This window comes from Noviherbaspirillum pedocola (genome assembly GCF_016632335.1).
GTDB classification, from domain to species: domain Bacteria; phylum Pseudomonadota; class Gammaproteobacteria; order Burkholderiales; family Burkholderiaceae_D; genus Noviherbaspirillum_A; species Noviherbaspirillum_A pedocola.
In genome coordinates this window covers 96,786-122,621 of the sequence record NZ_JAEPBG010000007.1, presented here as the reverse complement: position 1 = coordinate 122,621, position 25,836 = coordinate 96,786, and the positions used below count along the sequence as shown (strand labels likewise).

Annotated in this window: 18 protein-coding genes and 2 tRNA genes; 7 read left to right on the top strand and 13 right to left on the bottom strand. The window is 53.4% G+C overall.

Annotated features, from left to right (window positions below; all coding sequences use genetic code 11):
• Positions 1–83: 83 nt before the first annotated feature.
• The gene (locus tag JJB74_RS17045; RefSeq protein ID WP_200593682.1) at positions 84–3,008 is read right to left on the bottom strand and encodes a putative bifunctional diguanylate cyclase/phosphodiesterase; all 2,925 of its coding nucleotides are present in this window, start codon (positions 3,006–3,008) and stop codon (positions 84–86) included.
• A 286-nt stretch (positions 3,009–3,294) separates the two neighbouring features.
• Entirely contained in the window at positions 3,295–4,059 is a 765-nt protein-coding gene (locus JJB74_RS17040; RefSeq protein ID WP_200593680.1) for an N-acyl amino acid synthase FeeM domain-containing protein, read from the bottom strand.
• Positions 4,060–4,660: 601 nt separating this feature from the next.
• Here JJB74_RS17040 and JJB74_RS17035 point away from each other — a divergent pair.
• On the top strand, positions 4,661–5,305 hold the full coding sequence (locus tag JJB74_RS17035) for an acetyltransferase (protein ID WP_200593678.1): 645 nt from the start codon (positions 4,661–4,663) through the stop codon (positions 5,303–5,305).
• Between the two features lie 1,317 nt (positions 5,306–6,622).
• On the opposite strand, the gene JJB74_RS17030 is transcribed toward JJB74_RS17035, so the two are convergent.
• The 7 genes from JJB74_RS17030 to JJB74_RS17000 all read right to left on the bottom strand — a co-directional run bounded on the left by JJB74_RS17030 (position 6,623) and on the right by JJB74_RS17000 (position 12,509).
• On the bottom strand, positions 6,623–6,997 hold the full coding sequence (locus tag JJB74_RS17030; RefSeq protein WP_200593676.1) for a hypothetical protein: 375 nt from the start codon (positions 6,995–6,997) through the stop codon (positions 6,623–6,625).
• Between the two features lie 416 nt (positions 6,998–7,413).
• On the bottom strand, positions 7,414–8,040 hold the full coding sequence (locus tag JJB74_RS17025) for a hypothetical protein (protein WP_200593674.1): 627 nt from the start codon (positions 8,038–8,040) through the stop codon (positions 7,414–7,416).
• Positions 8,041–8,305: 265 nt separating this feature from the next.
• Complete coding sequence (locus JJB74_RS17020; RefSeq protein WP_200593672.1) at positions 8,306–8,899, bottom strand: PEP-CTERM sorting domain-containing protein; 594 nt, start codon at positions 8,897–8,899, stop codon at positions 8,306–8,308.
• 430 nt (positions 8,900–9,329) lie between these two features.
• Complete coding sequence (locus JJB74_RS17015) at positions 9,330–9,554, bottom strand: helix-turn-helix domain-containing protein (protein WP_200593671.1); 225 nt, start codon at positions 9,552–9,554, stop codon at positions 9,330–9,332.
• Between the two features lie 406 nt (positions 9,555–9,960).
• Positions 9,961–10,036 (bottom strand) — tRNA-His (locus JJB74_RS17010).
• A 75-nt stretch (positions 10,037–10,111) separates the two neighbouring features.
• Complete coding sequence (gene murI, locus JJB74_RS17005; RefSeq protein ID WP_200593669.1) at positions 10,112–10,951, bottom strand: glutamate racemase; 840 nt, start codon at positions 10,949–10,951, stop codon at positions 10,112–10,114.
• A gap of 13 nt (positions 10,952–10,964) precedes the next feature.
• Positions 10,965–12,509, bottom strand: coding sequence for a fumarate hydratase (locus JJB74_RS17000; protein ID WP_200593667.1), 1,545 nt, complete (start codon positions 12,507–12,509; stop codon positions 10,965–10,967).
• Between the two features lie 302 nt (positions 12,510–12,811).
• Between JJB74_RS17000 and acs the strand changes: the two genes are divergently transcribed.
• From acs to JJB74_RS16985, 3 genes are all read left to right on the top strand, one after another.
• Complete coding sequence (gene acs, locus JJB74_RS16995) at positions 12,812–14,794, top strand: acetate--CoA ligase (protein ID WP_200593665.1); 1,983 nt, start codon at positions 12,812–12,814, stop codon at positions 14,792–14,794.
• 170 nt (positions 14,795–14,964) lie between these two features.
• Positions 14,965–15,055: transfer RNA gene (locus JJB74_RS16990), tRNA-Ser, on the top strand.
• Between the two features lie 81 nt (positions 15,056–15,136).
• Complete coding sequence (locus tag JJB74_RS16985; RefSeq protein ID WP_200593663.1) at positions 15,137–16,414, top strand: tyrosine-type recombinase/integrase; 1,278 nt, start codon at positions 15,137–15,139, stop codon at positions 16,412–16,414.
• Between the two features lie 91 nt (positions 16,415–16,505).
• Here JJB74_RS16985 and JJB74_RS16980 read toward each other — a convergent pair whose 3' ends face one another.
• Positions 16,506–17,771 (bottom strand): hypothetical protein, encoded by a 1,266-nt coding sequence (locus tag JJB74_RS16980; RefSeq protein WP_200593661.1) that lies wholly within the window; start codon positions 17,769–17,771, stop codon positions 16,506–16,508.
• Positions 17,772–18,124: 353 nt separating this feature from the next.
• On the opposite strand from JJB74_RS16980, the gene JJB74_RS16975 reads away from it, so the two are divergent.
• The gene (locus JJB74_RS16975) at positions 18,125–18,712 is read left to right on the top strand and encodes a hypothetical protein (RefSeq protein WP_200593659.1); all 588 of its coding nucleotides are present in this window, start codon (positions 18,125–18,127) and stop codon (positions 18,710–18,712) included.
• A gap of 329 nt (positions 18,713–19,041) precedes the next feature.
• Here JJB74_RS16975 and JJB74_RS16970 read toward each other — a convergent pair whose 3' ends face one another.
• From JJB74_RS16970 to JJB74_RS16960, 3 genes are all read right to left on the bottom strand, one after another.
• Complete coding sequence (locus tag JJB74_RS16970) at positions 19,042–19,593, bottom strand: hypothetical protein (protein WP_200593657.1); 552 nt, start codon at positions 19,591–19,593, stop codon at positions 19,042–19,044.
• A 261-nt stretch (positions 19,594–19,854) separates the two neighbouring features.
• Positions 19,855–21,012, bottom strand: a complete 1,158-nt coding sequence (locus JJB74_RS16965) for an EF-hand domain-containing protein (protein ID WP_200593655.1) — start codon at positions 21,010–21,012, stop codon at positions 19,855–19,857.
• Between the two features lie 387 nt (positions 21,013–21,399).
• Positions 21,400–22,413 carry a helix-turn-helix transcriptional regulator gene (locus JJB74_RS16960; RefSeq protein WP_200593653.1) on the bottom strand — a complete coding sequence of 338 codons (1,014 nt, stop codon included), beginning with the start codon at positions 22,411–22,413 and terminating at the stop codon, positions 21,400–21,402.
• Between the two features lie 434 nt (positions 22,414–22,847).
• On the opposite strand from JJB74_RS16960, the gene JJB74_RS16955 reads away from it, so the two are divergent.
• Positions 22,848–23,570: a PIG-L deacetylase family protein gene (locus JJB74_RS16955; RefSeq protein ID WP_200593651.1), complete on the top strand. Its 723-nt coding sequence runs from the start codon at positions 22,848–22,850 to the stop codon at positions 23,568–23,570.
• Positions 23,571–23,776: 206 nt separating this feature from the next.
• Positions 23,777–25,741: a methyl-accepting chemotaxis protein gene (locus tag JJB74_RS16950; protein ID WP_200593649.1), complete on the top strand. Its 1,965-nt coding sequence runs from the start codon at positions 23,777–23,779 to the stop codon at positions 25,739–25,741.
• Positions 25,742–25,836: the final 95 nt, after the last annotated feature.

The following is a 25,836-nucleotide window of genomic DNA, read 5'->3' as shown; positions in this document are numbered from 1 at the left end:
TCAGAGCGGTTATTCGCGCCGCGGGCGAGCTTTCAGTGTCGGCACGAAGAAGCGCCTGCCAATAGGGCAGGCAGCTTTTCGAGCTACTTCGTCAGCAGCATCCCGTCTGAGGAAACCAGCGCTATGCCGGGCGGCAGCTCGGTCGGCGCATCGGTAAGCAGACTGAGGGTTTTCGCATAGGCAGCAAGCTCGCTGTCCGTGATGAAGCTTGCTGCGGAGTTCGCCGCTAGGATTCGGGTCGGCGACTGCGGACGCGAAACGGCGTAGCCCTGTACATAATCGACGCCGACTTCCACCAGCGCCTGCACCGTTGCATTGTCCTCAGCCCATTCGGCAATGGTCTTCATGCCAAGATTGCCGGCCAGATTCACGATCGCTTCGACGATGGCCACGTTTGCCGGATGCGCATTCATGTCGACGATGAAGCTGCCGTCAATCTTCAATACGTCGGCTGGCAAGTCCTTCAGATAGGAAAACGAGGTATAGCCCGCGCCGAAATCATCGAGCGCAATCCTTACGCCGTACTCGCGCACCTTATCGATGAAGCGACGCGTGTTCTGCAGATCGTGCAGGGCGACGCTTTCCGTGATCTCCAGGCAAAGCAGGCTGGCAGCGCTGCGCTTGCGCTCCAGCATCTCGATCGCATCCAGAACGAAGCGCTCGTCATTGAGCGAGGCGCCGCTCAGGTTCATGCAGATGAACTGGGTGCGGTCCAGCTGCGCATGGTTCGCATCGGCCCACTCGAGCACGCAGTTGAGCACCCAGCGGTCGATGATGCCGATGCGTCCGCTCGACTCGGCAGCGGCGATGATGCGGCCGGCCGGAATCACGCTGCCGTCGCGGTCGCGCATGCGCAGCAAGGCTTCGAAATTGAGCGAGCTGTGCGGATCGCGCAGTGACATGATCGGCTGCATGTCGATAAAGAGGCCTTCAGGCGCGCCGACGCTGGCTATCCTTTCTACCAGGCTCAGCTCGGCTTCCCTTTCCCGGAATGCCTTGTCGCTGTGTTCATATATGACCAGCCCGGTTGTCGATGACTTCGCTTCCCGGCAGGCGCGATCGGCGGTGGAGATGGCGTCCTTGAGCTTGGTGCCGGCATCAACTTCGATCAGGCCGATGGAGCCGCGCACCTGAAATGCCTTGTCGGCGTAGTGATACGGCGCCGTTCCTATGCTTTCGACGATGCCGCGGCACACCCAGCTTGCAACCGAAGGCGGGATGTCCGGGAACACGATGACGAACTCATCGCCGCCGACGCGTCCGACACGCTGCTCGCCGGTGAGCATGGACTTGATGCGCTCGCATACCTGCCTGAGCACTTCATCGCCAGCGGGATGGCCATACAGGTCATTGATGAGCTTGAAGCGATCCAGATCCAGGTAGGCGAGCAGAAGCGGCGTCTCGGGCGACAGGCCGCCAAGGGCCTTTTCCAGAAAGGCGTCGATGCCGCGCCGGTTCAGTACCTTCGTCAATGGATCGTTGTGAGCCATGAACTGCAATTCTTCGGTGGCCTTGGCGCGCGCCGTGATGTCCTGAAGCGATCCTTCGATCTTGCCGTTGGAAAGCGCTGCTCTGACCAGGAAGCGCCTTCTTTCGCCTTCGGCGTCGCTGTTGCAGCCGATCTCCAGTTCTCCACCACTGTTGCGAACCACGTCTTCCAGCCTTTGCCATGCGTCGGCGTCGAAGAACGAGGACCATGCATCCTTGCCCGGCTGTATCGAGGAAACGCGGAGCATACTGCACATGGCCGGGTTGATGGCGATGAAATGTCCGCTCAGATCCAGCGTGAACAGGCCGATAGGCATCGCGTTGTAGGTGTGCTGCAGCTCGGCCTGCGCGGCCATCCACTGGAGATGCTTCGTGCGCAGTTGCGCGGCGATGGCAAGCGCCGCCAGCAGGCTCGAGGACAGCGCTGCGGTCACGAAGTTGACGGTGCCGATGAGTCCCTTGAGTCCGAACGAGGCGGATATCACTTCGTACAGGCTGGACATCAGCGTGATCGACAGCGACGCCGCATACAGAAGCGCAACCGGACTGATTGCATGAAGCAGAATTCGGGTCAGGAAAAATACTGCGCCTGAGGTTGCGAATGCCGTTGAAGCCCAGAGAAACGGCAGAAAGATCTTGTAGGGAAGCAGCAGCGCGCCGATGATCAGCGGCACACACAAATACTCCATGGCCTTGAGCAGCGGCCTGTATCCGAGACGCGCCAGTTCATCACGAAACAGCGCCCGGAACAGCGTGAACGTCAGCACGTAATACATTCCCGCCGAAAGACCTCTTATCCGGTACACCCAGTCGGGAGAGACGGTGTGTCCCAGCCATTGCACATCCCAGCCCGTCGACAGGCCAGCCAGCCGCAGGTTGACCAGCAGCCATGCGGAAAAGAGCAGATAAGTGCTTTCGCGATTGATCATCGCGGTAATCAGCACGAACAGCGCGAGAACAATCAGGCCGCCATCGAGCAAGCCTGAATAGCGTTCGAAAGCCCGGGTGGCATAAGCCATACTGGGCGCGGTCCATGAGGCCAGCTCGGCGCGCGCCGGTCCCTTGAACATTTCGCGGCACAAGATATTCATGCCATCCGCGCTTAATGGCAGGGAAAGGACAAAGCCCGCGCGGAATAGGGAAAATCCGCCGCTTGTGCCTCTGCGATCCGCTGCGCCCAGTTCGCGCATCGTCGTTGCATCCCAGCAGGCGAGGCTGGTCGTATGCCGCGACGGAAAGTCGATGTGGCTTATCGCTTCTCTTGCTTCAGGAGTGATTTCGAAAGCAAGCCAGAACGGCTGTTCCGACAGATGCGTATCTCGAAAATTTGCTGCGGGCTGCTTCGCAAGTCGCGCGAGCGCTTCCTGCGGGGCGAGATTTTCCGATTGCTCTTCGTAGGCGCGGAATGCGAGTGGCTTGCCGGACTCGGCCGGATACTGGTCCGGACCATACACCAGCACGATCAGCGACAGGGCACCAATGGAAATGGGGACGATATAGGCGGACAACCAATACAGCACACTGTATAGGTGTATCCGCGGGCACCTATTGCGCAAAGCGCGATACCACGAATGAATGGGCATCTCTTATTTCCCTGTGCAGCCAGCAATGGGCAAGACCATCATGAACAGGGACTTGAGAACTAAGCAGGTGTCGATGGAGGCAGCGGCGCTTATCCTGCTCCATGCGCAACTTCGCTTGCCGACTCTCGTTTCCTCATGCTGCACTAGTCCACATACCCTGTTAACGCTTATTTATTGCCACAGGGTAACTTAAAGCGCCAAACAATGCAAATGTTGCTCTTTTTCAAGCCGTCATTGCCGCTGGCGCGGCAGTTTGGGGCCGCGGCTGCACCTGAGGCTGATATACCGTCGTGCTGCCGACATTAATGTCCTTGTGGTAGGTATTAATCATGAAGTCGAACAGCGGATGCTTCGCCTCAAGCCAGAGATCGTGCGCCGCTCCAACCTGGAGTGACATGATTCGATGCGGCATGTTGCCGACATGCTTGATAGGCACATATCCAAGATTCGGGAAAATATCCTGGAACAGCAGTCGGTCGTAGTGTCGATCCACCGGAAAGCGGGCGGTAATTACCATCGAGTCGATGCGTTGACGCTGGCAATACAGGAAATAAGCCTTGAACAATGCCATGGTGACCATGCGGCCAACGCGTTCGTGGGTTACTCCCAACCGTGAGGCTTCGGCCAGGCGCTTGCCCTGCATTTCGTCCGGCAGCGCGATCGTCTCTTCCAGCGCCAGCGGAGAAAATTCATTGGTCTGTATACGCATCGTTCCTACCGGGCTTGCATCCAGCTTGGATTCGGCAAGCAGCACAATGACACCGGGGTCGGAATCGCTGGACTCCGCGCTGCGCAAGTCACGAGCAAAATTGGGCACATGACGCATGTATGCCGCATGGCGGATACGGACGGCCTTTTCCAGATCCGCCGCATTACTGACGACACGAATCGTGAAGGGAAGTGACTCTTTCTTTATGGAAAAGTTATCCCGGCCTGGCGTTTGGGATTCTAGCGGCTGGATATCGAAAGAAAGGGAAGAAATGGACATCGTGCACGTTTCCACTTGAATGCCGAAGTCGGGATGACTTCGAATTGCCACGCAGCTATGGTATTTCATTATTGGAAACATGCAATAGAAATGTTCTTTTGACGAACTATTTTTCCGGGGAAACAACGTATGTTGTCTACCGGAAAATTTTTTTCGCGGATTCGCTCATTTCAGCATCAATCGTTCAGTGCAAGAAGAACGAAAAAGTCGAAAGGCAATGGCGCCAATCGATCACAGAAACTTCACAACGATGGTGGATCTAGCGAGTGGTGGTCGGGCCATCGAGATGTCGAGCCACCACGTGGGACCCGCTTGTCCCCCGGCACGGTATGGACACTTCCTGTTTCGGTCTATCGGTGGCAAACGCACTTGCATTCCATTCATAGCCAACGGCGAAGGGTTTTGCTCAACTGTCACAGACATTTCGCCAGCTGCTTAGGCGGAAGGAATCGGTACAGTACGTCAATGTGGCTCGTTTTACATGGTTTTACTTAATGACATGATGTTGCCGGTTAAAATGCCCCACTTGCAGTGGTGGAACAAACTGCAGACCGTGGCTTCAAGATATCGATTTGCAGTATGCGTTCGCTTGGGAGTGGCTATGCGTATCGTCTTGTTAGGAGGCGGAGGTCATGCGAGTGATGTGCTCGGGGCTCTTGAAGCGCTAAATGCAAAATCGTGCAACGGTCCCGGCATCTTCATTGAGGTGGCGGGCATTCTTGCGGACGATGACGTTGCGCCTGAGCGATTCGGGCATCGTGGTATCAGGCAGATCGGCAATATCGATGATCTAAGACACATCGATGCCACCCATTACATTGCTTGCGTGGGGTATCCCAAGGGACGCAAGTCGGTGGTAGATCGTGCTAATGACCATGCGCTCGCGCCGTTTACGGTGATTCACCCACGAGCCTGGCTTTCTTCAGATGTGGTGATCGGTGCAGGCGCCGTTATCCTGGCAAACGCTTGTATAAGCGCCAGCGTAACCATCGGTGCGCATGCCTGTATCTCAAATGGTGCGATTGTTGGCCATGATTGCAGGATTGCAGACTTCGTCAGCGTCATGCCCGGCGCTTGTATCAGCGGCAATGCGAGCTTGGGTGATGGTTGCATGATTGGGGCGAATGCCACCGTGCTCGAAGGTTTATCGGTGGGCGCCTGGGCTGCTGTTGGTGCTGGCGCTGTGGTGACTTCGCATATTCCGGAAAATGTAGTCGCCAAGGGTATGCCGGCGCGGCACGCATGAACCTCTGAAGGATGCATCCGCTACCGTGCTCGTAGGCATAGGTAGATTTCAGACGTGCCGTCAAGCCCGCTATGGCGCAATGGATAAGGCTGGAACCGGCCGAAACGTCAGGGGACTGACCAACGATGGCAATGTCAAAGATGCCTACACAAGGGAGTGTCTGCCACCAATAAGCTCTGCGTTCTGCATCTCACCACGTCTGCCCAGCCAGAATGTTTCTAAACGGATCCAATTACAGCTATTTGCTGTGCTGTCAGTGATTTGTCAGGCGAATCAATTATTCTTGAATTGCCGACTTCATAAGTAGGTAAAACTGTCTTCTATCCCGCGTACCGAAAGGTCCGCGGGATTTTTTACGTCAGGCTACTGTTTAGCTCATCGAGTGTATGTTGTACCTCGACGGGTAGAGATTGCTCGTATGAAATATTTCGCGTCAATGATTAACGCTGCCGTGCTTGGATGGTAGCAATACGGAGAATTGCGGGGATCATGGCTCAACTGCGAGAGCCCAGGAACGCAAAAGGCTTCTCACAACCGCCATATTGATGGCTTCGGTCTCATGGAAGCGATATGGCGCATCTGTGTCTTAGGCCTCTCCATAATGCATTGCATGGGTAGATCAGGCAGACGGGATAGAAAAGTTTATGCAGTGCAACGAATGTGTCGGGCGATAGACCGGTTGGTCAATACAAGTTCTCCCGAGGGAAAGGCGCTGGTGGCCAAATGGGTCAATGCGTGGTCAACCGCGTACATGGCCAGAGTGGAGCGTCGCAAACATCCGCCCGCACCTTATCAACCAAATTTGGAGCGTCGTCGGCGGGATCGCTATCCGACATAGTTGCGCGGCGTTCTATTTGAGGCTGGGAGAGGGGCGGACGTTACCAGGAGAACTTCTGTTATTCGCGGGACGCGTGTCGAATAGTGTTCCCAGTGCGTGCGATAAAGCCATACTTCATACTCCGGACTTGACCGACCCGGCCAAGTGCAATTTGAAGCAACGACCCTTATAGCGCTGACCGTCAAAGGATGCGATCCATGGCAACAAGATGCCGACCTGCAGGCAACTGCAGCCGCTGTGGCAGTTAGGAAAGCTGGAAAAAACCTAACGCTTGGCTCATCTACACCGAGGTCGACGCGAGCAGTGACTGAGCCGCATATTCGTGATCGCGAATATGCGGTCCGCCGCGGTGAACAGCAAAAGATCTAATGAAAAGCCTGACCGAGCCCCGACGGCTTGCCTCTCTGATAGATGTGCGGCGAAACGAATTGCCGGATAAATAATGGTATGAGGCGGCGAAGTACGATCAGGACGCTTCGTTATTTATCGTTCCGCGCAAATTTGCTTTCAAGGTCTTTCGCAATTGTCCAGCCTGCGGCCTCGAACATGACAATAGAAATACCTGGGGCGACGATTTGGCCAAGGCCTGGGATCAATTTCGATAGCTCTTTTGTGAGGGTTTTGATTGGTTGCTTCAGCATCGTGTTTTTAATCGCTGCGATTGCGAGTGCTTTTGCTGCTTCGTCCGTTAGGCTGCCACCGAAAACCCCACATAGGGTCATTGTCATAGTCGTCATTGCAACCATATCAGTTGCAATACCCAGTCCTGGGACGGGAACAGCATTCCCGGCCGCTGCAGCAATAGCATGGGCGTGAATTATCGCATGGCATTTCTTGGTTTGTTCTTCGGTCATAACGCTAAATGAATGATATAGGTGATGTTGATCAGTCTAAAACGCACTGTTCTAGTACTGGCGCGTGTCAACAATATAAATTGCAGATTCTTTATTTTGCGCAGGTATGAATTGCTCGACATTCGCTGACAAGAATAAGGTCTTCTCACTGAATTTTATCGAGGCAGTTTGCTTGGAATTTTTTTGGAACGCTATTTTGTAGGGCCGTCACTGTTCGTTAGATCGACGGATTTGCCGTCTTCGGTCACACTCGTTCCGTCGAAAACCTATAGAGTATTGCCGCCCATGCGCGGTAACGGAAGTGTAATGCGATCTCCTTTTTGGTTGAAGTCGCCCTGCGGCGCGCAAGTGCCGAACTCAGATCGCGAACAGCAGAGAGATAAAGAGATAGGCGGAGATAATTTTTCGTTTTTTGGTCACGATAATGCTCTGATGTTGAATGGTCTGGCTAGTTCAAGCGTGGCGATGCTTAAGGGTTTGTTCATAAGCGTAGTTAATCTTCTGAACCTGTTGTGTTTATTGAGTAGGCCTGGTTCGGGTTTGGCCATAAGGATTTCACCAACGGAAGTAAGGAATTGTGCTCCTAGGGTCCATGATGACAACCACAGGTTCGGGCGGAGCATGCCTTGTGCGAAGTATTCGAGCCACCCTTGCTCTCGCTGGTCAAGCGGTACGACCCATTGCGCTTCTTGACCGTGTTCCAATTCGATTGGCATCGGACTGCTTCCGTGTGCCTCGTACATTTGCACGGCATAGCGCTTTTTCCTGAGCCCGACTCGCCAACCAATGCTGGTAATCCGGATTGGCCGGTCTCCAGTATTCACGATCTTGAAGACGATAATTTCAGGCGGCTTTCCCGTATCGCCGGGAGTAATGACTACCCGATGTCCGACCAAATTTTTAGCTCTCGGCCTTCCTGCCTTTCTTGCTAGGTATAGCGAAACAATAACGGCCGCCGTAGTCGCAAATGCAGATACCCAATTGGAAAAGGAATTGTAGAGGTCCCATTCCGTTTTGCTGATGCCGAATAGTGTAGGTTCCATGCAATGCTTATACCGTTCCACGTTCTGTCTTTGCAATCAGCATGCTGCGTTGGAAGACAGCGATGGCGCGGCGCCTGGAGCCAATCCTAGGCTGTATTCGCCGGAATGCATCGCTACACATCTACGGTGTGCACTTGATCCCGGCGGCTTCAGCGCCCGACTAGCGCACCGCGGGCGCATTCTACTGTACTAAAAGACAGAAAAATTGAACGCTATAGACGCAAAAAGCCCGCACTTGGCGGGCTTCATCAAACGGCGCGTGCGCTTACTTCTTTGCCGACTTGCGGCGCGATACCGCAACGCCCATCAGGCCTAGGCCAAGCAGGGCAACAGTTGTCGGCTCAGGTACTGCATTAGGGTCTACGATCTGATAAGACCCAATCGCATCTGCGGGACCGGTTCCCCAATAGACATTTCCACTACTGCCTACATCAGCAAAAATGTCACCGTCAGGCAAGGATAGATAAGCGCTGCCAGTAACAGTCTGTCCATTCGAAAATAGTGTGTTGAAATTGCTGTTGCCCATATATAGGCCTTGCGTACCAACTCCACTGAAGTTGTAGCCTGGGCCGACCGTATAAGAGAAATCGATTATTTGACCACCAGCGGTCAGTGTCGACGACTGAAGCGCGCCGTCATTTTGATAAGTAGAAAGTGCATTGCCATATGGATTTTGGAACGTTAGAAAATGCTCATTGCCATTCAGCGGCGCGGAAATCCCGGCATCTAGTGATCCAGTTGCAGTCAATACGGCAGTTGTGTCGCTAGTGCGCTCAATAGAAAAAACAATGGAAGCATGGGCTGCGGAAGCGAAGCAAGCGGCAGCAATAATGGCTGAAGTTTTCAGAAAGTTTTTCATTATGTCCCTTTTGGAAGTTTCTATATAACAAGCAAGGATCGTACCTAAAAGAAATGTTTATATAAATCAATGACTTGTATTTTTTATAACATTTATAATTGATTTAATGTAAATTTTTCCGACAATAAAAACCTGCCGAAGCGGGTTTGTCACGGTCTGAAGCCGCCTTTGTTTAGGTCAAAATTTCCGATATCTCGTCACACTGTTCTATGCCGCCGCGGCCGAGGCCAGCAATAGGTGCACTTCGCGTTGCACCTGGTATGGAGAAGTAATTGGCATCACGCTCCGGCGGTTTTCGATTGCGAAGCTCGTACTCGCATGATTGTCTGCCGTGTCGTGTCGTGTCGTGTCGTGTCGTGTTGAGCTGGCGGGCAAGCTGCGCCACCGGGATGCCTTCGCCAAGTTGACGCAGGACTTCGGCCCACGCTCGCTAACTAGGCTTGTACGCCTCTGGTTTTGCGATCCGGGCGATGCTCAGGCGGGAAATGCCGAACTGTCGCACCAGCTCGCTGATGCTGACGCCGGCTTCGTGCTTCGCGATGATTTCGGCGCGCTGCGTATTCGTGGTTTTCTTCTGGCGGTCAAGCTCTTTGCCTACTGCCTTCCCGATCTGCAAGCCGGCTTGTGTGCGCTCGACAAGCAGATAGCGTTCCATCGCGCCTATATTGCCCGCATAGTCAGCATTAAGTTGCGGTTCGGGAGGACAGATTGAGATTTCGCAGCTCTACGACGATCAATCGAACGCTGTCGTCGTATCAAATGGTTATTGCATTTTGACAATCTTTCGTTTCCCGAGTAGTCGCCAACCGACCGTGCTTACTGCTGCTTCGCCCCACTGCCGCGCTTCCTCTGACAGAGGTAAATCCCAGCCAGCAATACCCGGATGTAGTTCTCTAGCAAGCCCTTATCCAGAAAGGATAAGGCACCTCTGATGGGGTAGGAAACGCAGATTAGGCCAGAGGATAGAAGGAATTGGGTTACACCGCGGTTACACGGAAGCCGGCGGAGTTTCTAAAAGCAAAAAGCCCAGTCCGAAAACTGGGCTAAGTGCTTGAATTTCTTGGGGTGGCCGATGGGACTCGAACCCACGACGACAGGAATCACAATCCTGGACTCTACCAACTGAGCTACGGCCACCACTGATACTTCGCTGTCTCCTGTTGCTTGCGAGACAGCACGTGATTATACAAATAACGGCCCGACCTTGCAAACTTAATCAGCTACTTTCTTCAGCTGACCAATCTCTATCTCCATATCAAGCAGTTTTTTGAATGCCGATTGCAGACTGCTTACGCTTCCAGTGGTGAAGCCCAGCACAGGTTGAATGACCAGACTCTGTGTCGATACGTGTTCATCAAGACGTCGGCATAGCTGACGGGCTACCGCATCACCTGTATCGATGATGGCAAGCTCGCCTGCTCCGGCCGCCCCCGCCGCATTACGTATGGTCTCGCTGAGGAACGGGTAATGAGTGCAACCGAGCACCAGCACATCGGCGCCCGAAACAATCAACGGCGCCACATAGCGCTGCACCAACGCCGCCGTGGCGGCTGAGCGCAGTTCCCCTTTTTCTACCTGGTCTGCAAGACCGGGGCAGGGCTGGGCGAGAAAGCGGACGCCGGTGTCGGCGGCGATGCCGGCTTCAAGGGCGCGAAAGCGCGCGCTCGCCAAGGTGCGCTCGGTAGCCAGTACGCCGACAATGCGGCTTCGCGATGCTCGAGCGGCTGGCTTCAGTCCGGGTTCAACGCCAACCACTGGTAATTCCGGATAACGCTGGCGCAGCGCGGCAATCGCGGCTGCCGTCGCAGTATTGCAGGCGACAACGATGGCTTTTACGCCTTGCGCCACAAGAAAATCGCCGATCGCGAGTGTGCGCGCCAGCACTTCATCTTCAGACTTGCCGCCGTATGGCGCATGCGCGGAATCGGCTACATAGATCAACGGCTCATGCGGCAACTGCTGCCGCACATGCTTCAACACCGACAGTCCACCCAACCCCGAATCAAAAATGCCCACCGGGGCAGAAGCCATGGTGGGCAGGGTTTGCGTCATTTCCCGCTGCAACTTAAGCGACGGTCACCGGGATGCGGGACAGGCTGGTATCCGAAGCGATGCGCTTCTGCCATTCCTGCGGGCCGGTGTTATGCACCGACACGCCGTTGGAATCAACCGCCACCGTGACCGGCATGTCGCGCACATCAAATTCATAGATGGCTTCCATGCCGAGATCCTCGAAGCCGACGACCTTGGCATCCCGGATTGCCTTGGACACCAGGTAAGCCGCACCGCCAACAGCCATCAGATAAGCCGACTTGTGTTTCTTGATCGACTCAATTGCCGCGGGGCCGCGCTCGGCTTTGCCTACCATCGAAATCAGGCCAGTCTGCTCAAGCATCATGTCGGTGAACTTGTCCATGCGCGTCGCGGTGGTCGGGCCCGCCGGGCCAACGACTTCATCGCGCACCGGATCGACGGGGCCGACGTAGTAGATCACGCGGTTGGTGAAATCTACCGGAAGCTTCTCGCCACGAGCCAGCATGTCCTGAATGCGCTTGTGCGCGGCGTCGCGGCCGGTGAGCATCTTGCCGTTCAACAGCAGGGTCTGGCCCGGTTTCCACGAAGCGACTTCTTCCTTCGTCAAGGTGTTGAGGTCCACGCGCTTGGACTTCTCGGTGTCCGGGGTCCAGCGTACTTCCGGCCATTCGGACAGCGCAGGCGGTTCGATGTAAGCCGGACCCGAGCCGTCGAGCACGAAGTGCGCATGGCGGGTTGCGGCACAGTTCGGGATCATCGCGACCGGCTTGGACGCCGCGTGTGTCGGATACATGCGGATCTTCACGTCCAGCACCGTTGTCAGGCCGCCCAGGCCCTGCGCACCGATGCCCAGCGCATTGACCTTTTGAAACAGCTCAATACGCAGTTCCTCGGTCTTGTTTTGAGGCCCACGCTTCAGAAGTTCATACATATCGATGTCTTCCATCAGCGATTCCTTCGCCATCAGCATGGCCTTCTCGGCACTGCCGCCGATGCCGATGCCGAGCATGCCAGGAGGACACCAGCCGGCGCCCATCGTCGGCACGGTCTTCAGCACCCAGTCCACCAGCGAATCGGACGGGTTCAGCATCACGAACTTGGTCTTGTTCTCCGAGCCGCCGCCCTTGGCCGCGACCTGCACGTCGACCTTATTGCCGGGCACCACTTCCATGTGGATGACGGCCGGGGTGTTGTCCTTGGTGTTCTTGCGTTCGAACTGGGGGTCGGCCACGATGGACGCGCGCAGCATGTTGTCCGGGTTGTTATACCCGCGGCGCACACCTTCATTGACAGCGTCGGCGATCGAGCCGGCAAAGCCCTCGAAGCGAACGTCCATGCCGATCTTGAGAAAGACGTTCACGATGCCGGTATCCTGGCACAGTGGACGCTTGCCTTCGGCGCACATCTTCGAATTGGTCAGGATCTGCGCAATCGCATCCTTGGCTGCCGGACTCTGCTCGGATTCATAGGCGCGCGCCAGGTGCTGGATGTAATCGACCGGATGGTAATAGCTGATGTACTGGAGTGCCGCCGCAACGGACTCGATCAGGTCGTCTTGCTTGATGATGGTGGTCATGATGGCTTCGGAGTTTTGAAGGGATGCTGGTCGCTGCGGGCGATGGCGGTCCTGCGCGAAAGCCGTGTCGCCGTCGCGGCTTTCGCGCCGGCGCCGCTACGCTCGGTTTGGAAGTGCGCCGCGGGAAACCGCAGCGCCATCGCGGCAGTGAAGCAGCCGGCATTCTACACCGCAAGCCGCGATGCGTCCTCGGCCATGGCTTCGCGAACCAAGCTTCGATATTATGCTTCGGACAATGTAAGGGCGAAGTAAGTGAGGCGCTTTATCTTCGCCGGAATAACTTAACTCTCAAGGAGACACTCATGGCAGAGATCGAAAGCTTGAAACAGGAAAATCGCGTCTTTAATCCGCCGGCGGAGTTTGTCGCGAATGCCGCGATCTCGGGCATGGATGCCTACCGCGCGCTGTGCGATGAAGCCGAGCGCGACTATGAAGGTTTCTGGAGCCGCATGGCCCGTGAAAACCTCGCATGGCACAAGCCATTTACTCAGGCTCTGGATGAATCCGAAGCGCCTTTCTACAAGTGGTTCGCCGACGGCGAGCTCAACGTCTCGTACAACTGTCTTGATCGCAACCTGGAAAACGGCAATGCCGACAAGACCGCGATCATCTTCGAAGCCGACGGCGGAGAAGTCACGCGTCTGACTTACCGCGAACTGCACGCAAAGGTCTGCCAGTTCGCCAACGGCCTGAAGTCGCTCGGCATCAAGAAAGGCGACCGGGTCGTCATCTATATGCCGATGTCAGTCGAAGGCGTGGTCGCGATGCAGGCCTGCGCGCGCATCGGCGCAACGCATTCGGTGGTCTTCGGCGGCTTCTCGGCCAAATCGCTGCAGGAACGCATCATTGATGCCGGCGCGGTCGCTGTCATCACCGCCGATGAACAGGTGCGCGGCGGCAAACATTTGCCGCTGAAAGCCATCGTTGACGAAGCGATCGCCATGGGTGGCTGCGAAGCAGTGAAGAATGTGGTGATCTACCAGCGCACTGGCGGCAATATCAACCGCGTGGAGGGTCGTGACCTGCTGATGCAGGATGTCACTGCCAACCAGCCACAGACCTGCGAGCCGGAATGGGTGAGCGCCGAACATCCGCTGTTCATCCTTTACACCTCGGGCTCGACCGGCAAGCCCAAGGGCGTGCAGCATTCCTCCGGCGGTTACCTGCTGTGGGCGATGCTGACAATGAAATGGACCTTCGACATCAAGCCGCAGGACGTGTTCTGGTGCACCGCCGACATCGGCTGGGTCACCGGTCATACCTACATCACCTACGGTCCGCTGGCAGTAGGCGCCACCGAAATCATTTTCGAAGGCGTGCCGACCTTCCCGAACGCCGGCCGCTTCTGGGACATGATCGCCCGCCACAAGGCCACCATCTTCTATACCGCGCCAACCGCGATCCGCTCGCTGATCAAGGCTTCCGACGCCGACGCGAACGTGCATCCGAGCAAGTACGATTTGTCCAGCCTGCGCCTGCTGGGCTCGGTCGGCGAGCCGATCAATCCGGAAGCCTGGATGTGGTACTACCGGAACATCGGCCGCGAGCATTGCCCAGTCGTTGACACCTTCTGGCAAACCGAGACCGGTGGCCACATGATCACGCCGCTGCCGGGCGCCACGCCTATGGTGCCGGGTTCCTGCACGCTGCCGCTGCCGGGCATCACGACGGCGATCGTCGACGAGACCGGCAACGATCTGCCGAACGGGCAGGGCGGCATCCTTGTGGTGAAGCGTCCGTGGCCTTCGATGATCCGCACGATCTGGAACGATCCGGAGCGGTTCAAGAAGAGCTATTTCCCCGAGGAGCTGGGCGGCAAGACCTATCTGGCCGGTGATGGCGCAGTGCGCGGCAAGGACAATGGCTATTTCACGATCACGGGCCGCATCGATGACGTGCTGAATGTCTCGGGGCACCGTATGGGCACGATGGAAATCGAATCGGCGCTGGTGGCCAATCCGCTGGTGGCGGAAGCCGCCGTGGTCGGCAAGCCGGATGAAACCACTGGTGAATCGATCTGCGCCTTCGTCGTGCTGAAGCAGGCGCGGCCGACCGGCGAGGATGCCAAGCGCATTGCCAAGGAGTTGCGCGACTGGGTTGGCAAGGAAATCGGACCGATCGCCAAGCCGAAGGAACTGCGGTTTGGCGACAACCTGCCGAAGACCCGCTCGGGCAAGATCATGCGCCGACTTTTGCGCGTGCTGGCCAAGGGCGAGGAAATTACGCAGGACGTTTCCACGCTGGAGAACCCGGCGATCCTCGATCAGCTCAAGCAGGCGCAGTAAGCAGAAGGACGCGACGCCGATACTGGAGCGATAAGCCTAGCATCGGCGTCGCGCGATCGAATGAAACATCGTGACAGAACCTCGCACAAAAGCTCGTGTGTTTCCGGGAAGTTTTGCTATAATCGCGCCTTCTTTGAACACGGCAGCGCACGCGCCGCATGTTCGATGCAGGAGAGATGGATGAGTGGTTTAAGTCGCACGCCTGGAAAGCGTGTATAGGTTCATAGCCTATCGGGGGTTCGAATCCCCCTCTCTCCGCCAGGTCATCTAAGCCGTTGATTTTAAAGAGTTTTTAAGAAAAACGGCGTCGAGGTTGGTAGCATTTTTGGTAGCAAGCCCAAAATGCTAAACCTTCCGATCTACCTCCGAGGTAGTTCTTACTACCTTCATACACGGGTTGCTGGCAAGCAACTCAAGCGTTCCCTTCAGACAAAAGACAAGAAAACTGCAATAATTCGTGCCGTGCGCATGATGGAGTTTATTTTGTCTAAAATTGTCAACCCCGATAGCTTTGACCTCAGCAATGTTCGGAAATATGAGATAGATATCTCTAAAGGCATTTATCGGGCTGACGGTCCTGAGGACCATCAGATGATGATGGAAGCTCTAAAAAGTATTAAAGGTATCGGGATTAGCCAAGTTGAACCTGAAACTTCTACGGAAAAGCCACAGCAAAAGAAAAAGACTGGTTTGACTATGCCTGAAGTTTTAGAAAAATTGTTTTTAGTGAAACCCCATCTTTCACAAGCTACAATTTTATCGTATCGAAAAGCTGTTACTGAGTTTTCGCAGTTTCTCAAGAATCCAATGATCTCAAATATTGGGAAAATTGATGTAACAAAATACCAAGAATATTTGGCAAACAAAGGAAATACTTCAAGAACGATTGATAATAAAATTTCGGTTCTTGGGAGTATTTTCAACTTCGCTGTTACGCAAGGCTATATGTTTTCGGACAATCCTGCCAAGGAAAGAAAATTGTTGTCTAATAAAGAAAAAAAGCGGACAGGTTATGCTATTTTTCAAAGGTCAGAAATAACAGAAATCTTTGACAGCGCTTTTCTGAAAACTGCCAAGCAAGATGATCCTGATTATTATTGGACTCTTGTGTTGGGATTGATCACGGGATGCCGAATTTCCGAGATTACTTCTCTCACTAAACAACAGTTTAAAGTGACAGAATCGGGTATCCGTTATATCAAAATCAACGACAGTAAAACTCAGGCAGGTGTGAGATCGATTCCCATTTCGGATCGATTGTTCATCAATGGCCTTGAGGATTTTATTGCCGATAAAGAAGAGCAAATTTTTAAATATAAGCTTCGCTTAGGCAAAGGTTCAGGCAATGCTGTTGGCAAGAAATTCAAGCGACATTTGGAAGAGTTGGGAATTGATCGCCCAAAATTAGTATTTCACTCATTGCGAAAATTCTGCAATGATTTTCTGAAAAATACGGGAATTCCTTACGAGGCTCGTTGCCAATATATCGGTCACGAAATCGATGATATTAACAATACTTTTTATAGTAATGAATTTACTGTAGAGATGTTGGCGGAGATTTTGAAAAAGTCTTTATTTCAGCTTGAGATGATGGCAGGACTGATAAGGACAAAATTTTAAATAAATACACCGAAGACCCTGTGGGGTCTTTTTTTTGGTCTTTAATTTGGAACAAATTAATGACCCGGCTGCCGCAGGCGGTTTGATCCGATCATTTTGGCTTGATTTCTTTTTTCAAACTATTGCCAATATTAGCTGTTAGCTGTGCTTTTGTCATTTCCAATTCTTCTTCAAGCTTCTTTTTTTCCTCTTCCTTTTTGTCAAGCTTTTCTTTCATGCCTTTATAAGAGTCTTCTTTTTCTATCTGCAATTTTTGCAGTTCAAGCATAAGCTTTTGGTTTTCTTTGTCTATTTTTTCCACTTCAGCTTCTGCTTTTTCAATGGCTTTTTTTGCTTCATTTTTTGCGAAAAATAACGCAATGTGATAAATGGCTTTATCTTTAATTTGGTTGTAAAGGCTTTTATATTTCTGCTTATAAGCTTTGGCTTTTTGAACCATGCTATTTGCTTCTGCATGTTTTTCGGTAGCTTCAGCCAATAGGCTATTTGCCATCATTTCATTTGCAAATGAAGTTTTATTATTGGCTGACTTTGTCAGCCATCCGTCCCTTGAGTCTCTTGATCTTCGCGGTCCATATTTTAGGTATTTAACCTTTTTCATATGTGCTTGGTATCTATCTTGGTAGCCTTTCATAGCACTTTTATAAACATAGTTTTCTTTCAGCTTTAAAGCTTTCAGTTTTTCTTTGTCGGTGGTTTTATATTCTTCCTTATTTTCCTTTTTAAAATTGTCAGTAGCTGAAAAACCATCATGAAGTTTCTTGGCTGAGCCATTGTCATTTACTGCGTAAAAATGCAAATGAGGATGGCCTTCGTCAAAATCCAACTTCACAACCTTCAGGTTTTTCCCATATTCTTCTTCCAAGAATTCCAGGGTTTCATGCATCCAGACCTGGAAGCGGTCGGACTGTATGCAGTCCTCCATTGTTTGATCTTCCTCTCTCTTGAAGCTCGCCACGCCAGCAAGCAACATGCTTGCGTCGGTGCGGAGCTTCCTGCCCAGTTCGTCCTTGTTCTCATCTCTGACTTTTTGGCAGTAGCTTTCGATATCACCTAAGCCGAATTTTCGGCCAAGGGTTTCCTCATTTTGATAAAGGTAAATAATTTCGTCTTGGGGATCTGAAATATGCAGGCAAAAATCAGGTTGTCTCATGCCTTCGGCAACAACTGAACTAATGGTGCCTTTGGTTTTTTTCTGTTCTACGTTAACCAAATTTCCATCACTGCCTTTGACTTTTTTCACTCGTGTTTTTTTGCTTTCAACGAGTGAATAAGTCTCCACATGAATAAACTGCGCTGTCATTTTTCTGCCTTTGTCCTTTTTGTTTTTGACTTTTGCCTTTGGTTTTAGCTCCACGCAGTGGCCGCATTTACCGCAGGTAAATATAGTCGGTACTATATTTATTAAAACAGAATAAAAATCAAAAGCAACAGGCAAAAGCTAGTAACTTTCTACTAAGTCGAATTAGAAATTAGTAATCTAGTAGCAACTAACTAGATTCTAGTAGATTTCTACTAGGCCGACTCTTTGAAACCCTCATGTTTATTGAGTTTCTTTTTTCTCTCTTATTATATTAAACGGCTTCGCAATTTGGATTAGTCAATCTTTACTAGATTAAGCAAGAATCTAGTAAATCAAAAACCTAGTAGAAGGCTTGACTTTCTAGTTATATTTACTATATTTGGGTAAATTTTACTAGGGGATTAAAGATGGAAGTTATGGACATTGAAAAAACTATTGAAACTTTCACCGATGAGGAAACTTCTGAAAGTGATGTTTTAGAATTTAATAAAATCTTAAATATTAATAAGGGCTATATTAAAAGCCGTGATTATATTATCTTGAATGACTTGTATACTCCTGAGCAAAAAGTCAAATTTATGAACTTCTTGGAAGTTATTTATCAAAAGAAGGGGCTAGAAGTTAAAACTTCCAAATACGATAATAAACCATATGTTCAAACTTTCTTCAATGATTTTCTGGATTTTTTGAATAGCAACAACTTAACTCAGAATGAGTTAAAGTTGTGTTTGGCTATTTATTCTATTTTGAATGAAAGTAATACTTACGGCAATGTTTTGCTAACTTTCGATAATAAAACACTATCCGAAAAGACCAAAATAGATCCTTCAAATATTTCAAAAGTGATTAAATCATTAGAAGAAAAGAAGGTTTTGGTAAGAAAAGGCAGGGCTTTATACTTAAGTTATAACCTTTTCTTTCGTGGCGATAAAGTCAAATACGATTTATATAAAAAAACCTATGATGGGGTTTCAAACGCAAATAATGAAGGTTGAATTTATACAAGCGCTTCTCGCTCTCCTTTTTGAAGGCTTTCGCCTTCCATACCCGCCAAGGGACCTACGCTTCGCATTAAATCAATCGTATAAACTGTTTATATCGTTTTTCGTGGTTTGATGTGTGGTAGCATATTTGGTAGCAAAAAACGCGGAGTTTTTTCGTCAACCAGCTACCAACCATTTGATTTTAAACGGGTTTTAAGAGAAGGAAGGTCTATCCCCCTCTCTCCGCCAAAGACAAAAAGCCCCGTCAGGGGCTTTCGTTTTTTTGCTTCACAAACAACGCAAGCTTTCACGCTGGCTTACCTGCGAGCGGCGAAGACGCGCTAAGTCGGCGCTTTGCGCGGCGTACGCTTATCCCATCGCACCACATTCAACAGTGATGGCAGTTTCTCGAGCCTGCCGTCGGGCGCAACCGCAGTGATGCGGATGATCACTTCATCTCCCGCGTGCAGATCGGCAATCCTATTCACCGGTACAAAGGCCAAGCTTTTGCCATCGATCCCCGTTAGCAGTACCGCCGCGATCTGGTTGGTGGCGAGCCCTCGGCAAAAACCGATGTACGACGTTTCGTTCGCCCAGGTCGTATTGCAGGACTTCCTGTTGGCGGGGGTATCAGCGATCCAGCTATCCAGCACCGTGCCGCGTATCGGGTATTTACCGTCGAAAACCCATGGAATCTCATTCGGGTGCAAATCGGTGCTGGTGGTCTGATAGGAATGGGAGCGCGCCATGGCGAGTTCGCTAGCGTAGCGAATTTGTGGAACGCTACCTGTCGCGCGGTGCGCTACTGCTGTGAAGCCGATAGCCACGGCCGCGAGCAGGAGTGGCAGTCCGTGACGCGTCGCTTTCCTTTTCAAACGCATTGCCAGGTTCACGGTCCAGTCTCGGTATGTTTCCGTTGATAAGCGCACGTCCGATACCGCCTATTCCTTGATGCTGCGATCGCCTTGTGCTCCTGATGTCTTTGAGCCGCTGTTGTGCTGTACATTTCTCGTCTCCAGCGATGGCGATGTAGCACCCTCAAGTTTTATGAGGTCGGCCTATCGCATCGCGTGAAACAGCCGGCCGCAGTCACAAGCACCGCAGTTTCGGGAACCCGTGCCGGCGTCCCGGCGCCGGCACAGGCTCGTTGCCGATTACAGCTTGGTAAGCGTCACGCTTCCCGTCGCGCTGCATTCCTCACGACTTGAATCCACCGACCAGGTGTTTGCGGTCAACTCGGAGTAGGAACCGGCGATGTTTCCCGTTGACGCATTCAGTGTGCCGTTCAGTTTGAAATAGCCTTCGGAGTAGTAGGTAATGCCGCTGGGAGTTGTCATCGTCGGCGCAAACGCATCGTTTTCCGTCAGGTTGATGGCGCCTGTCTGAGCGTTGTAGCTGCCCGTGACGTCGATGCCGTCGTGTCGCAGGATAACGATGCCACGTGCGGCATCGAATACCAGCTGGACGGTTGCGGACTCATTGTTCGTATTGATTTCGCAGTGGATGGTCGCACTGCCGCCATTCGCGCTCACTGCGGGAGGAATCTTGAATCCCGTTACCACGGTGGACAGTTGGTAATTCGCGAATTTTCCAGCCAACTCTGTAGCGACGTCACTATCGACAGCCGCGATGATGTTGGCGTTGGCCGGATCGGCAAGCCATTGCGCCGCTGTTTTGTTCGATGTTCCCAGCGTGCCGTTTCTTGCGGCAGCCCGCGCCAGCAACAGGGTATCGCCCGTCTGACCACCGATCAGCGTGGCGGATTGGTTGTAATCGATGGCGGCTTTGATGATGGCGGCGACTTGCCGGGTCTGGCTGTAATTCGCGACGTAGGCCTTGTACTCGTCTTGCGAGACCACGCCATCGTTGTTGGTATCGGCGAGCACTGAGTCAGCTGTCGTGAAGTGCGTGATGCGGATGGCGGGCAGCTTAGTGGATGTCACATTTCCTGTACTGTCCGCAGATTGCAGCACACTGGTGGATGCGCCCAACGTGGAAGTCAGCTTGATGCTCGCGCCATTGCTGGCAACCAGGGTCAAAAGTCCGCTCGGAAGATTGCCTGGGATCGTCATGCTGTAGTTGCCTTGCGCATCCGTATTGCCGGAGCAGATTGCCGCGCCGCTCGCATCGCGGACCTGTGTGCCATCAGAAAACAGGCAAACCTTCGCGCCGGCGATCGGCCCGTCCGACACTTGTCCGTTCAGCACTACAGAGCTTGCAGCCGTTGAGGCTGTCGTGGAGTTGTCGCTGCCGCCTCCGCCGCATGCGGCAAGCAAGAAAGGAATTGTGGCAATCGTCAATGTTTTACGCATGGCTTCTGTTCGAGGTTGGAAATGGAAATGGCAGAAAAGCCGGCATGACTCAGCGCCGTGGCTTTCTCTTCGAGCAGATATTAAGTCGTGGGGATACCGCTTTCCATGGAACAGATGTTCCACGCGGATACTTGAATAACACACGCCAAGTATCACGCCATGCAAAGCTGGGAAGACGAAATTCCGTAGAAGCCAGTGAATCCAGTGAAGAAAGACATCGGCTTAGTGAGTGACCGTCGGAAGGCGAGGGAATGGATTATTCGTTTTCCAGCATGAGCTTCAATTTATGCGCAAATCAATTGGGCGTGCGTGCGCATCAACCGGCAGGAAATGACATTCGTTTCGCCGCATTTTGCGTTTGGTGTTGCAGTGTGTGGCAAGGGGCTTTCAGAAGCGTTCCTGGTCTTCGGGGGAAAAGCCCGTAGAACGCAATGCCACGGCCAGCGCAGTTTTGTTCGCGACGCCAAGCTTTTTGTAAACCGCATGCAATTGATTGCGCACAGTCGCGGGAGAAATGTCGAATTGCTTGCCGATTTCCTTGTATTGCATGCCTAGCGCGGCGCATTTCGCAATACGACGCTCAGCCTCGGTAAGGCTCGCATACGGGGAGCGAGCACGAATCATCAGGCAAAGCATATTGCCCTGAATATTCGCCCTGACATCAATGCGCCGTCCTCGAAAAGACAAGCTTTTTGTCTGTTTGATGGTATTGAGCAGGGTGCCTGGCAGAAGTGGCGGTGTCCATTGAGGCCATTCGAGCTGCAGCAGCCGCAGCGTCTGCGGCGATACGAAGTCCAGACAGCCATCCTCGGTTGCCAGGGCCATTGCGCTGGTAGTCGTGTCTGGCGAGGAATGCGGTATTAGGCGCCGATTGATCTCGCGAGCCTGCAGCAAATGAGGCAGCGCGATATTGGCGAGATATTGATGTTTCGCAGAATACGAACCGGATTTGCTGGCGCGCCAAAATGCAATAGTCGGAATCAAGCCGTTCGCGGAGGTATTCGACACGAAAGTCAGCGAATGCCACGTATCGTATTTCCTGCAGTAGTTCGCAATAGTCTGATCGCTTATGGAGGTCAGATCGGCTGCGACGCTTTGGTTGCGCTGGCTGAGCGCCTTGCTCAGCACGAAATCGCCACTGGAAAGGCGACCATTCGCATTGAGCTTCTCTGAGCCAAAGATTTTTGGCCGTTCGACGAGCTTTTCCTTCGGCGCATCGTGGAGATGAATACCATTGATCGAGATCAGCGATTCGGGTGTCTTCGAAAAGTCGACAATCGCTGCGGAATCAAAGTGAACGATTTTTCTGAATTCGTTCAACGCATGAATACTGAAATCTCGGGAAGAAGCGTGCTGCGCACTGTAGTAAATATCAAGAAGAAGCGTATTGGAGATTTGCATTATTATTTTTATGCCTGCCGTATGACGCTGTAATCCATGTTCAAGACAACGAATGAAACTTGCGCGCTAGCTGCTCCTCATATTGAGTGTGTGCGATATTAACCAATTGTTGCACTTTTTAACAAGTTCTCTTTTGTGAAATATTTTGCTGGCGTCTGCTTTTGCATTTGCATTTGGTAACGGATGGTTGGTGAGCATTCTTCTTGCGTTACGAAAGAGCCGAAACTTTGGGTTAGTGAGCTCAAATCTCGTTAGGCAGATTGCGCATATACCGTTTCAGAAACGCGCTGCCGGCATTTGCTGCTCCGGTGCGGGGCGCTTGCCAGGACGCCATGCGATTTCAGTAAGGTAATGCCGGCAAAGCAGGGACGTGCGCGCAAAGCGGTTGATAGAATCGTTCGACCCTTGAATCAACCGGGAAAAGATTAGCGACCATGTCTGTCCAAAAACCCTGCACCCTCGAAGAACTGCAATTCGCGACGCCGCAAACGGTTGTCGTTCTCGCACCGCATCCCGATGATTTCGACGCAATTGCTGTCTCGCTGCGCCGACTGCAATCCTGCGGGCATGCCATCCATGTCGCGGTGCTGACCACCGGCGCCAATGGCATCGAGGATGGATGGAATGGCATCACAGATCGGCAAGCAAAGGCACAGGTCCGTGAAGCGGAGCAGCGCAGCAGTTGCGCCCATTTCGGCTTACCCGAGGAACGCTTGCAGTTTCTGCACCTGTGGGAAAACGAAGACGATCCCGACCGGGACGCGGTCGACCTGGACCGACTCCAAACCTATCTGCTGCAGCGTCGCCCCGACCTTGTCTTTCTTCCACACTGCAACGATAGCAACCGTACCCATCGTCGAACGTATGAACGCTTTGTCACGATCGCGCACATGCATCGTCTGCAAGTACTCGCTTTTCTGGCTCAGGATGCAAAAACACTGGAGATGCGCATCGACTTGCACACAGATTTCGACGAGGAAGAGGCGGCCTGGAAAGCGGAGCTGTTGAGGCTGCATCGCTCGCAACAGGAGCGCAATTTGAAGACTCGCGGTCACGGCTTCGATCAGCGCGTCCTCGCGGTGAATCGTGCGGCAGCACAGGCAATGGGCAGCGCACTGCCGTATGCGGAAGTGTTTGAACTGCGTCGCTTTGACTGAAGCGTGGAAATGGTGCCGGCGAGAGCACGCCCCTCCGTTGTTTCAAGCGATCACCATCAATATGTTGCAGCATATTAACTGTTGCGCGTCGCTAACAGAAAGTCCTCACAAATGTGTTGATCTCGGGCAAGTTTTTTCGCAAAATGCCCGGTAGATGGCCAAGCCGCTCTCGCTTTCCTTTCCATTCATCATCTCGGAAGCTTTCTATGTTCAACGCCTCCATGCGTTTCCGTGCCATGAGCCTCGGAGCGAAAACCACGCTTTGCACTTTTGTCGCAGCCAGCCTTGTGTTCCTCGGCTTCGTGCTGGCGCAGACAGCGGCTTACTCGCGCATGCTGGAGAAATCCGCGGTAACGACACTGACGCAGGAAACCCATAGCGTCGTCAACATGATGGACATGTTCCACCGCTCGGCAATGAGCAACGTGGAGCGCTTCGGCAAGGTATTTGCCGCCTCCTATCCCGCGAGCTTCTCGCTGGATACCTCGCGCAGCGTGCGCGTCGGGGAGCATACGGTGCCGATGCTGCGCAGCGGACCGCAAGACATCAACCTGAATTACGACATTCCAGACCGCTATACCTCGATGACCGGCGTGACCGCGACAGTCTTCGTCAGGAAGGGCGATGAGTTCATCCGGGTTTCGACTTCCGTCAAGAAGGAAAACGGCGAGCGCGCGGTCGGCACGGTTCTTGACCATGGCAGCCCGGCCTATGCGAAGCTGCTGGCCGGCCAAACCTACCGCGGCATCATCAGCCTGTTTGGCAAACCGTATATCGCGGAATACGCGCCGGTGCGCGACGCATCGAACGCGGTCATCGGCGCGCTCTATGTCGGCGGAGACATCTCGGCTGACATGAACGCCCTCAAGCAAAAGATCAAGGCGCTGCGCATCGGTGACACCGGCTTCTTTTATGTGCTCAATGCCAGGGAAGGCAAGGATGCGGGCAATTACCTGGTGCATCCAACGGAGGAAGGCGCGAATGCGCTGGCAGCCAGCAAGGGCAAGGCAGCCGAAGCAGCCAGGGAAATGCTTGCGCAAAAGTCGGGCGAGATGCGCTACACCTCTACCGGTCCGGATGGCAGGGAGCGCGACGATATCGCAGTCCTGGATCTGTACAAGGAATGGAACTGGCTCGTCGTTGGTGCCGCGCATGTGGATGAACTGACGCGCGAAGCGCACCAAACCCGCAATCTCTACCTGAGCTTGGCCCTGGTTGCGCTGGCTGGCCTGGCGGCAATGCTGTTTTTCCTCATTCGCGCAATGGTCAGCAGACCGCTCGCCGCGGCACAGACAGCAGCCGAGCGTCTTGCGCATGGCGATCTGACGGTGCGGCTGTCAAGCGCGAGCGATGACGAAGTCGGCAGACTGCTCAAGGCCATGGATGGGATCACCGCCTACCTGCGTGAAGTCGTCAGCCGCATCAAGACAGGCAGCGAGCAGATCGGCTCGGCATCGGCCCGGATCGCGGGCGGCAACATGGAACTCGCGACGCGTACCGAGCAGCAAGCTCGCGCACTCGAGATGACCGCGTCAGCCATGGCTCAGCTCACCTCGACGGTCAGCCGCAACGACGAGAACGCGAGGCAGGCGAACGGTCTGGCGCAGTCGGCATCCAGCGTGGCTACGCGCGGTGGCGAAGCGGTTGGCAAAGTCGTGCGCACCATGGAAAGCATCGCCGACTCTTCCCGGCGCATCAGCGAAATCGTCAGCATCATTGACGGCTTCGCCTTCCAGACCAATATCCTGGCGCTGAACGCCGCGGTCGAAGCCGCACGCGCCGGCGAGGCTGGTCGCGGCTTCTCGGTGGTGGCGCAGGAAGTGCGCAGCCTGGCGCAACGCAGCGCCACGGCGGCCCGGGAAATCGGCGAGCTGATTCGCGCCTCCAATGCGCAAATCGACGCCGGCAGGCAGCTTGCCACCGAGGCAGGCACGACGATGCAAGACATGGTGGAAAGCGTGGATCGCGTGACCGGCATCATGGCCGGCATCCTGACCGCGTCGGCGGAGCAGGGCAAGGGTATTGGCCAGGTGAGCGACGCGGTCATGCAGATGGAAGGCGTCACGCGACAGAACGCCGTGCTGGTTGAGGAGGCCGCATCGGCTTCGGCGAAGATGCGGGAACAGGCTGATGAACTCGTGCATGCGATTGCGGTGTTCCGATTGTCCTGAGAGTTCGCGAAAGCTGACGATTTGTAAATCCTGCTCGTTAAAGAATCTTTGCAATTTGTCGATACCAAGCCTATTACTGGCAGCGATGCGTAATG

Excerpts from the sequence above, each read along its gene's own strand:
- JJB74_RS17040 (WP_200593680.1), bottom strand. The coding sequence starts at position 4,059 with ATGTCCATTTCTTCCCTTTCTTTCGATATCCAGCCGCTAGAATCCCAA.
- JJB74_RS17035 (WP_200593678.1), top strand. The coding sequence starts at position 4,661 with ATGCGTATCGTCTTGTTAGGAGGCGGAGGTCATGCGAGTGATGTGCTC.
- JJB74_RS17030 (WP_200593676.1), bottom strand. The coding sequence starts at position 6,997 with ATGACCGAAGAACAAACCAAGAAATGCCATGCGATAATTCACGCCCAT.
- JJB74_RS17025 (WP_200593674.1), bottom strand. The coding sequence starts at position 8,040 with ATGGAACCTACACTATTCGGCATCAGCAAAACGGAATGGGACCTCTAC.
- JJB74_RS17020 (WP_200593672.1), bottom strand. The coding sequence starts at position 8,899 with ATGAAAAACTTTCTGAAAACTTCAGCCATTATTGCTGCCGCTTGCTTC.
- JJB74_RS17015 (WP_200593671.1), bottom strand. The coding sequence starts at position 9,554 with ATGGAACGCTATCTGCTTGTCGAGCGCACACAAGCCGGCTTGCAGATC.
- murI (WP_200593669.1), bottom strand. The coding sequence starts at position 10,951 with ATGACGCAAACCCTGCCCACCATGGCTTCTGCCCCGGTGGGCATTTTT.
- JJB74_RS17000 (WP_200593667.1), bottom strand. The coding sequence starts at position 12,509 with ATGACCACCATCATCAAGCAAGACGACCTGATCGAGTCCGTTGCGGCG.
- acs (WP_200593665.1), top strand. The coding sequence starts at position 12,812 with ATGGCAGAGATCGAAAGCTTGAAACAGGAAAATCGCGTCTTTAATCCG.
- JJB74_RS16985 (WP_200593663.1), top strand. The coding sequence starts at position 15,137 with ATGCTAAACCTTCCGATCTACCTCCGAGGTAGTTCTTACTACCTTCAT.
- JJB74_RS16975 (WP_200593659.1), top strand. The coding sequence starts at position 18,125 with ATGGAAGTTATGGACATTGAAAAAACTATTGAAACTTTCACCGATGAG.
- JJB74_RS16965 (WP_200593655.1), bottom strand. The coding sequence starts at position 21,012 with ATGCGTAAAACATTGACGATTGCCACAATTCCTTTCTTGCTTGCCGCA.
- JJB74_RS16960 (WP_200593653.1), bottom strand. The coding sequence starts at position 22,413 with ATGCAAATCTCCAATACGCTTCTTCTTGATATTTACTACAGTGCGCAG.
- JJB74_RS16955 (WP_200593651.1), top strand. The coding sequence starts at position 22,848 with ATGTCTGTCCAAAAACCCTGCACCCTCGAAGAACTGCAATTCGCGACG.
- JJB74_RS16950 (WP_200593649.1), top strand. The coding sequence starts at position 23,777 with ATGTTCAACGCCTCCATGCGTTTCCGTGCCATGAGCCTCGGAGCGAAA.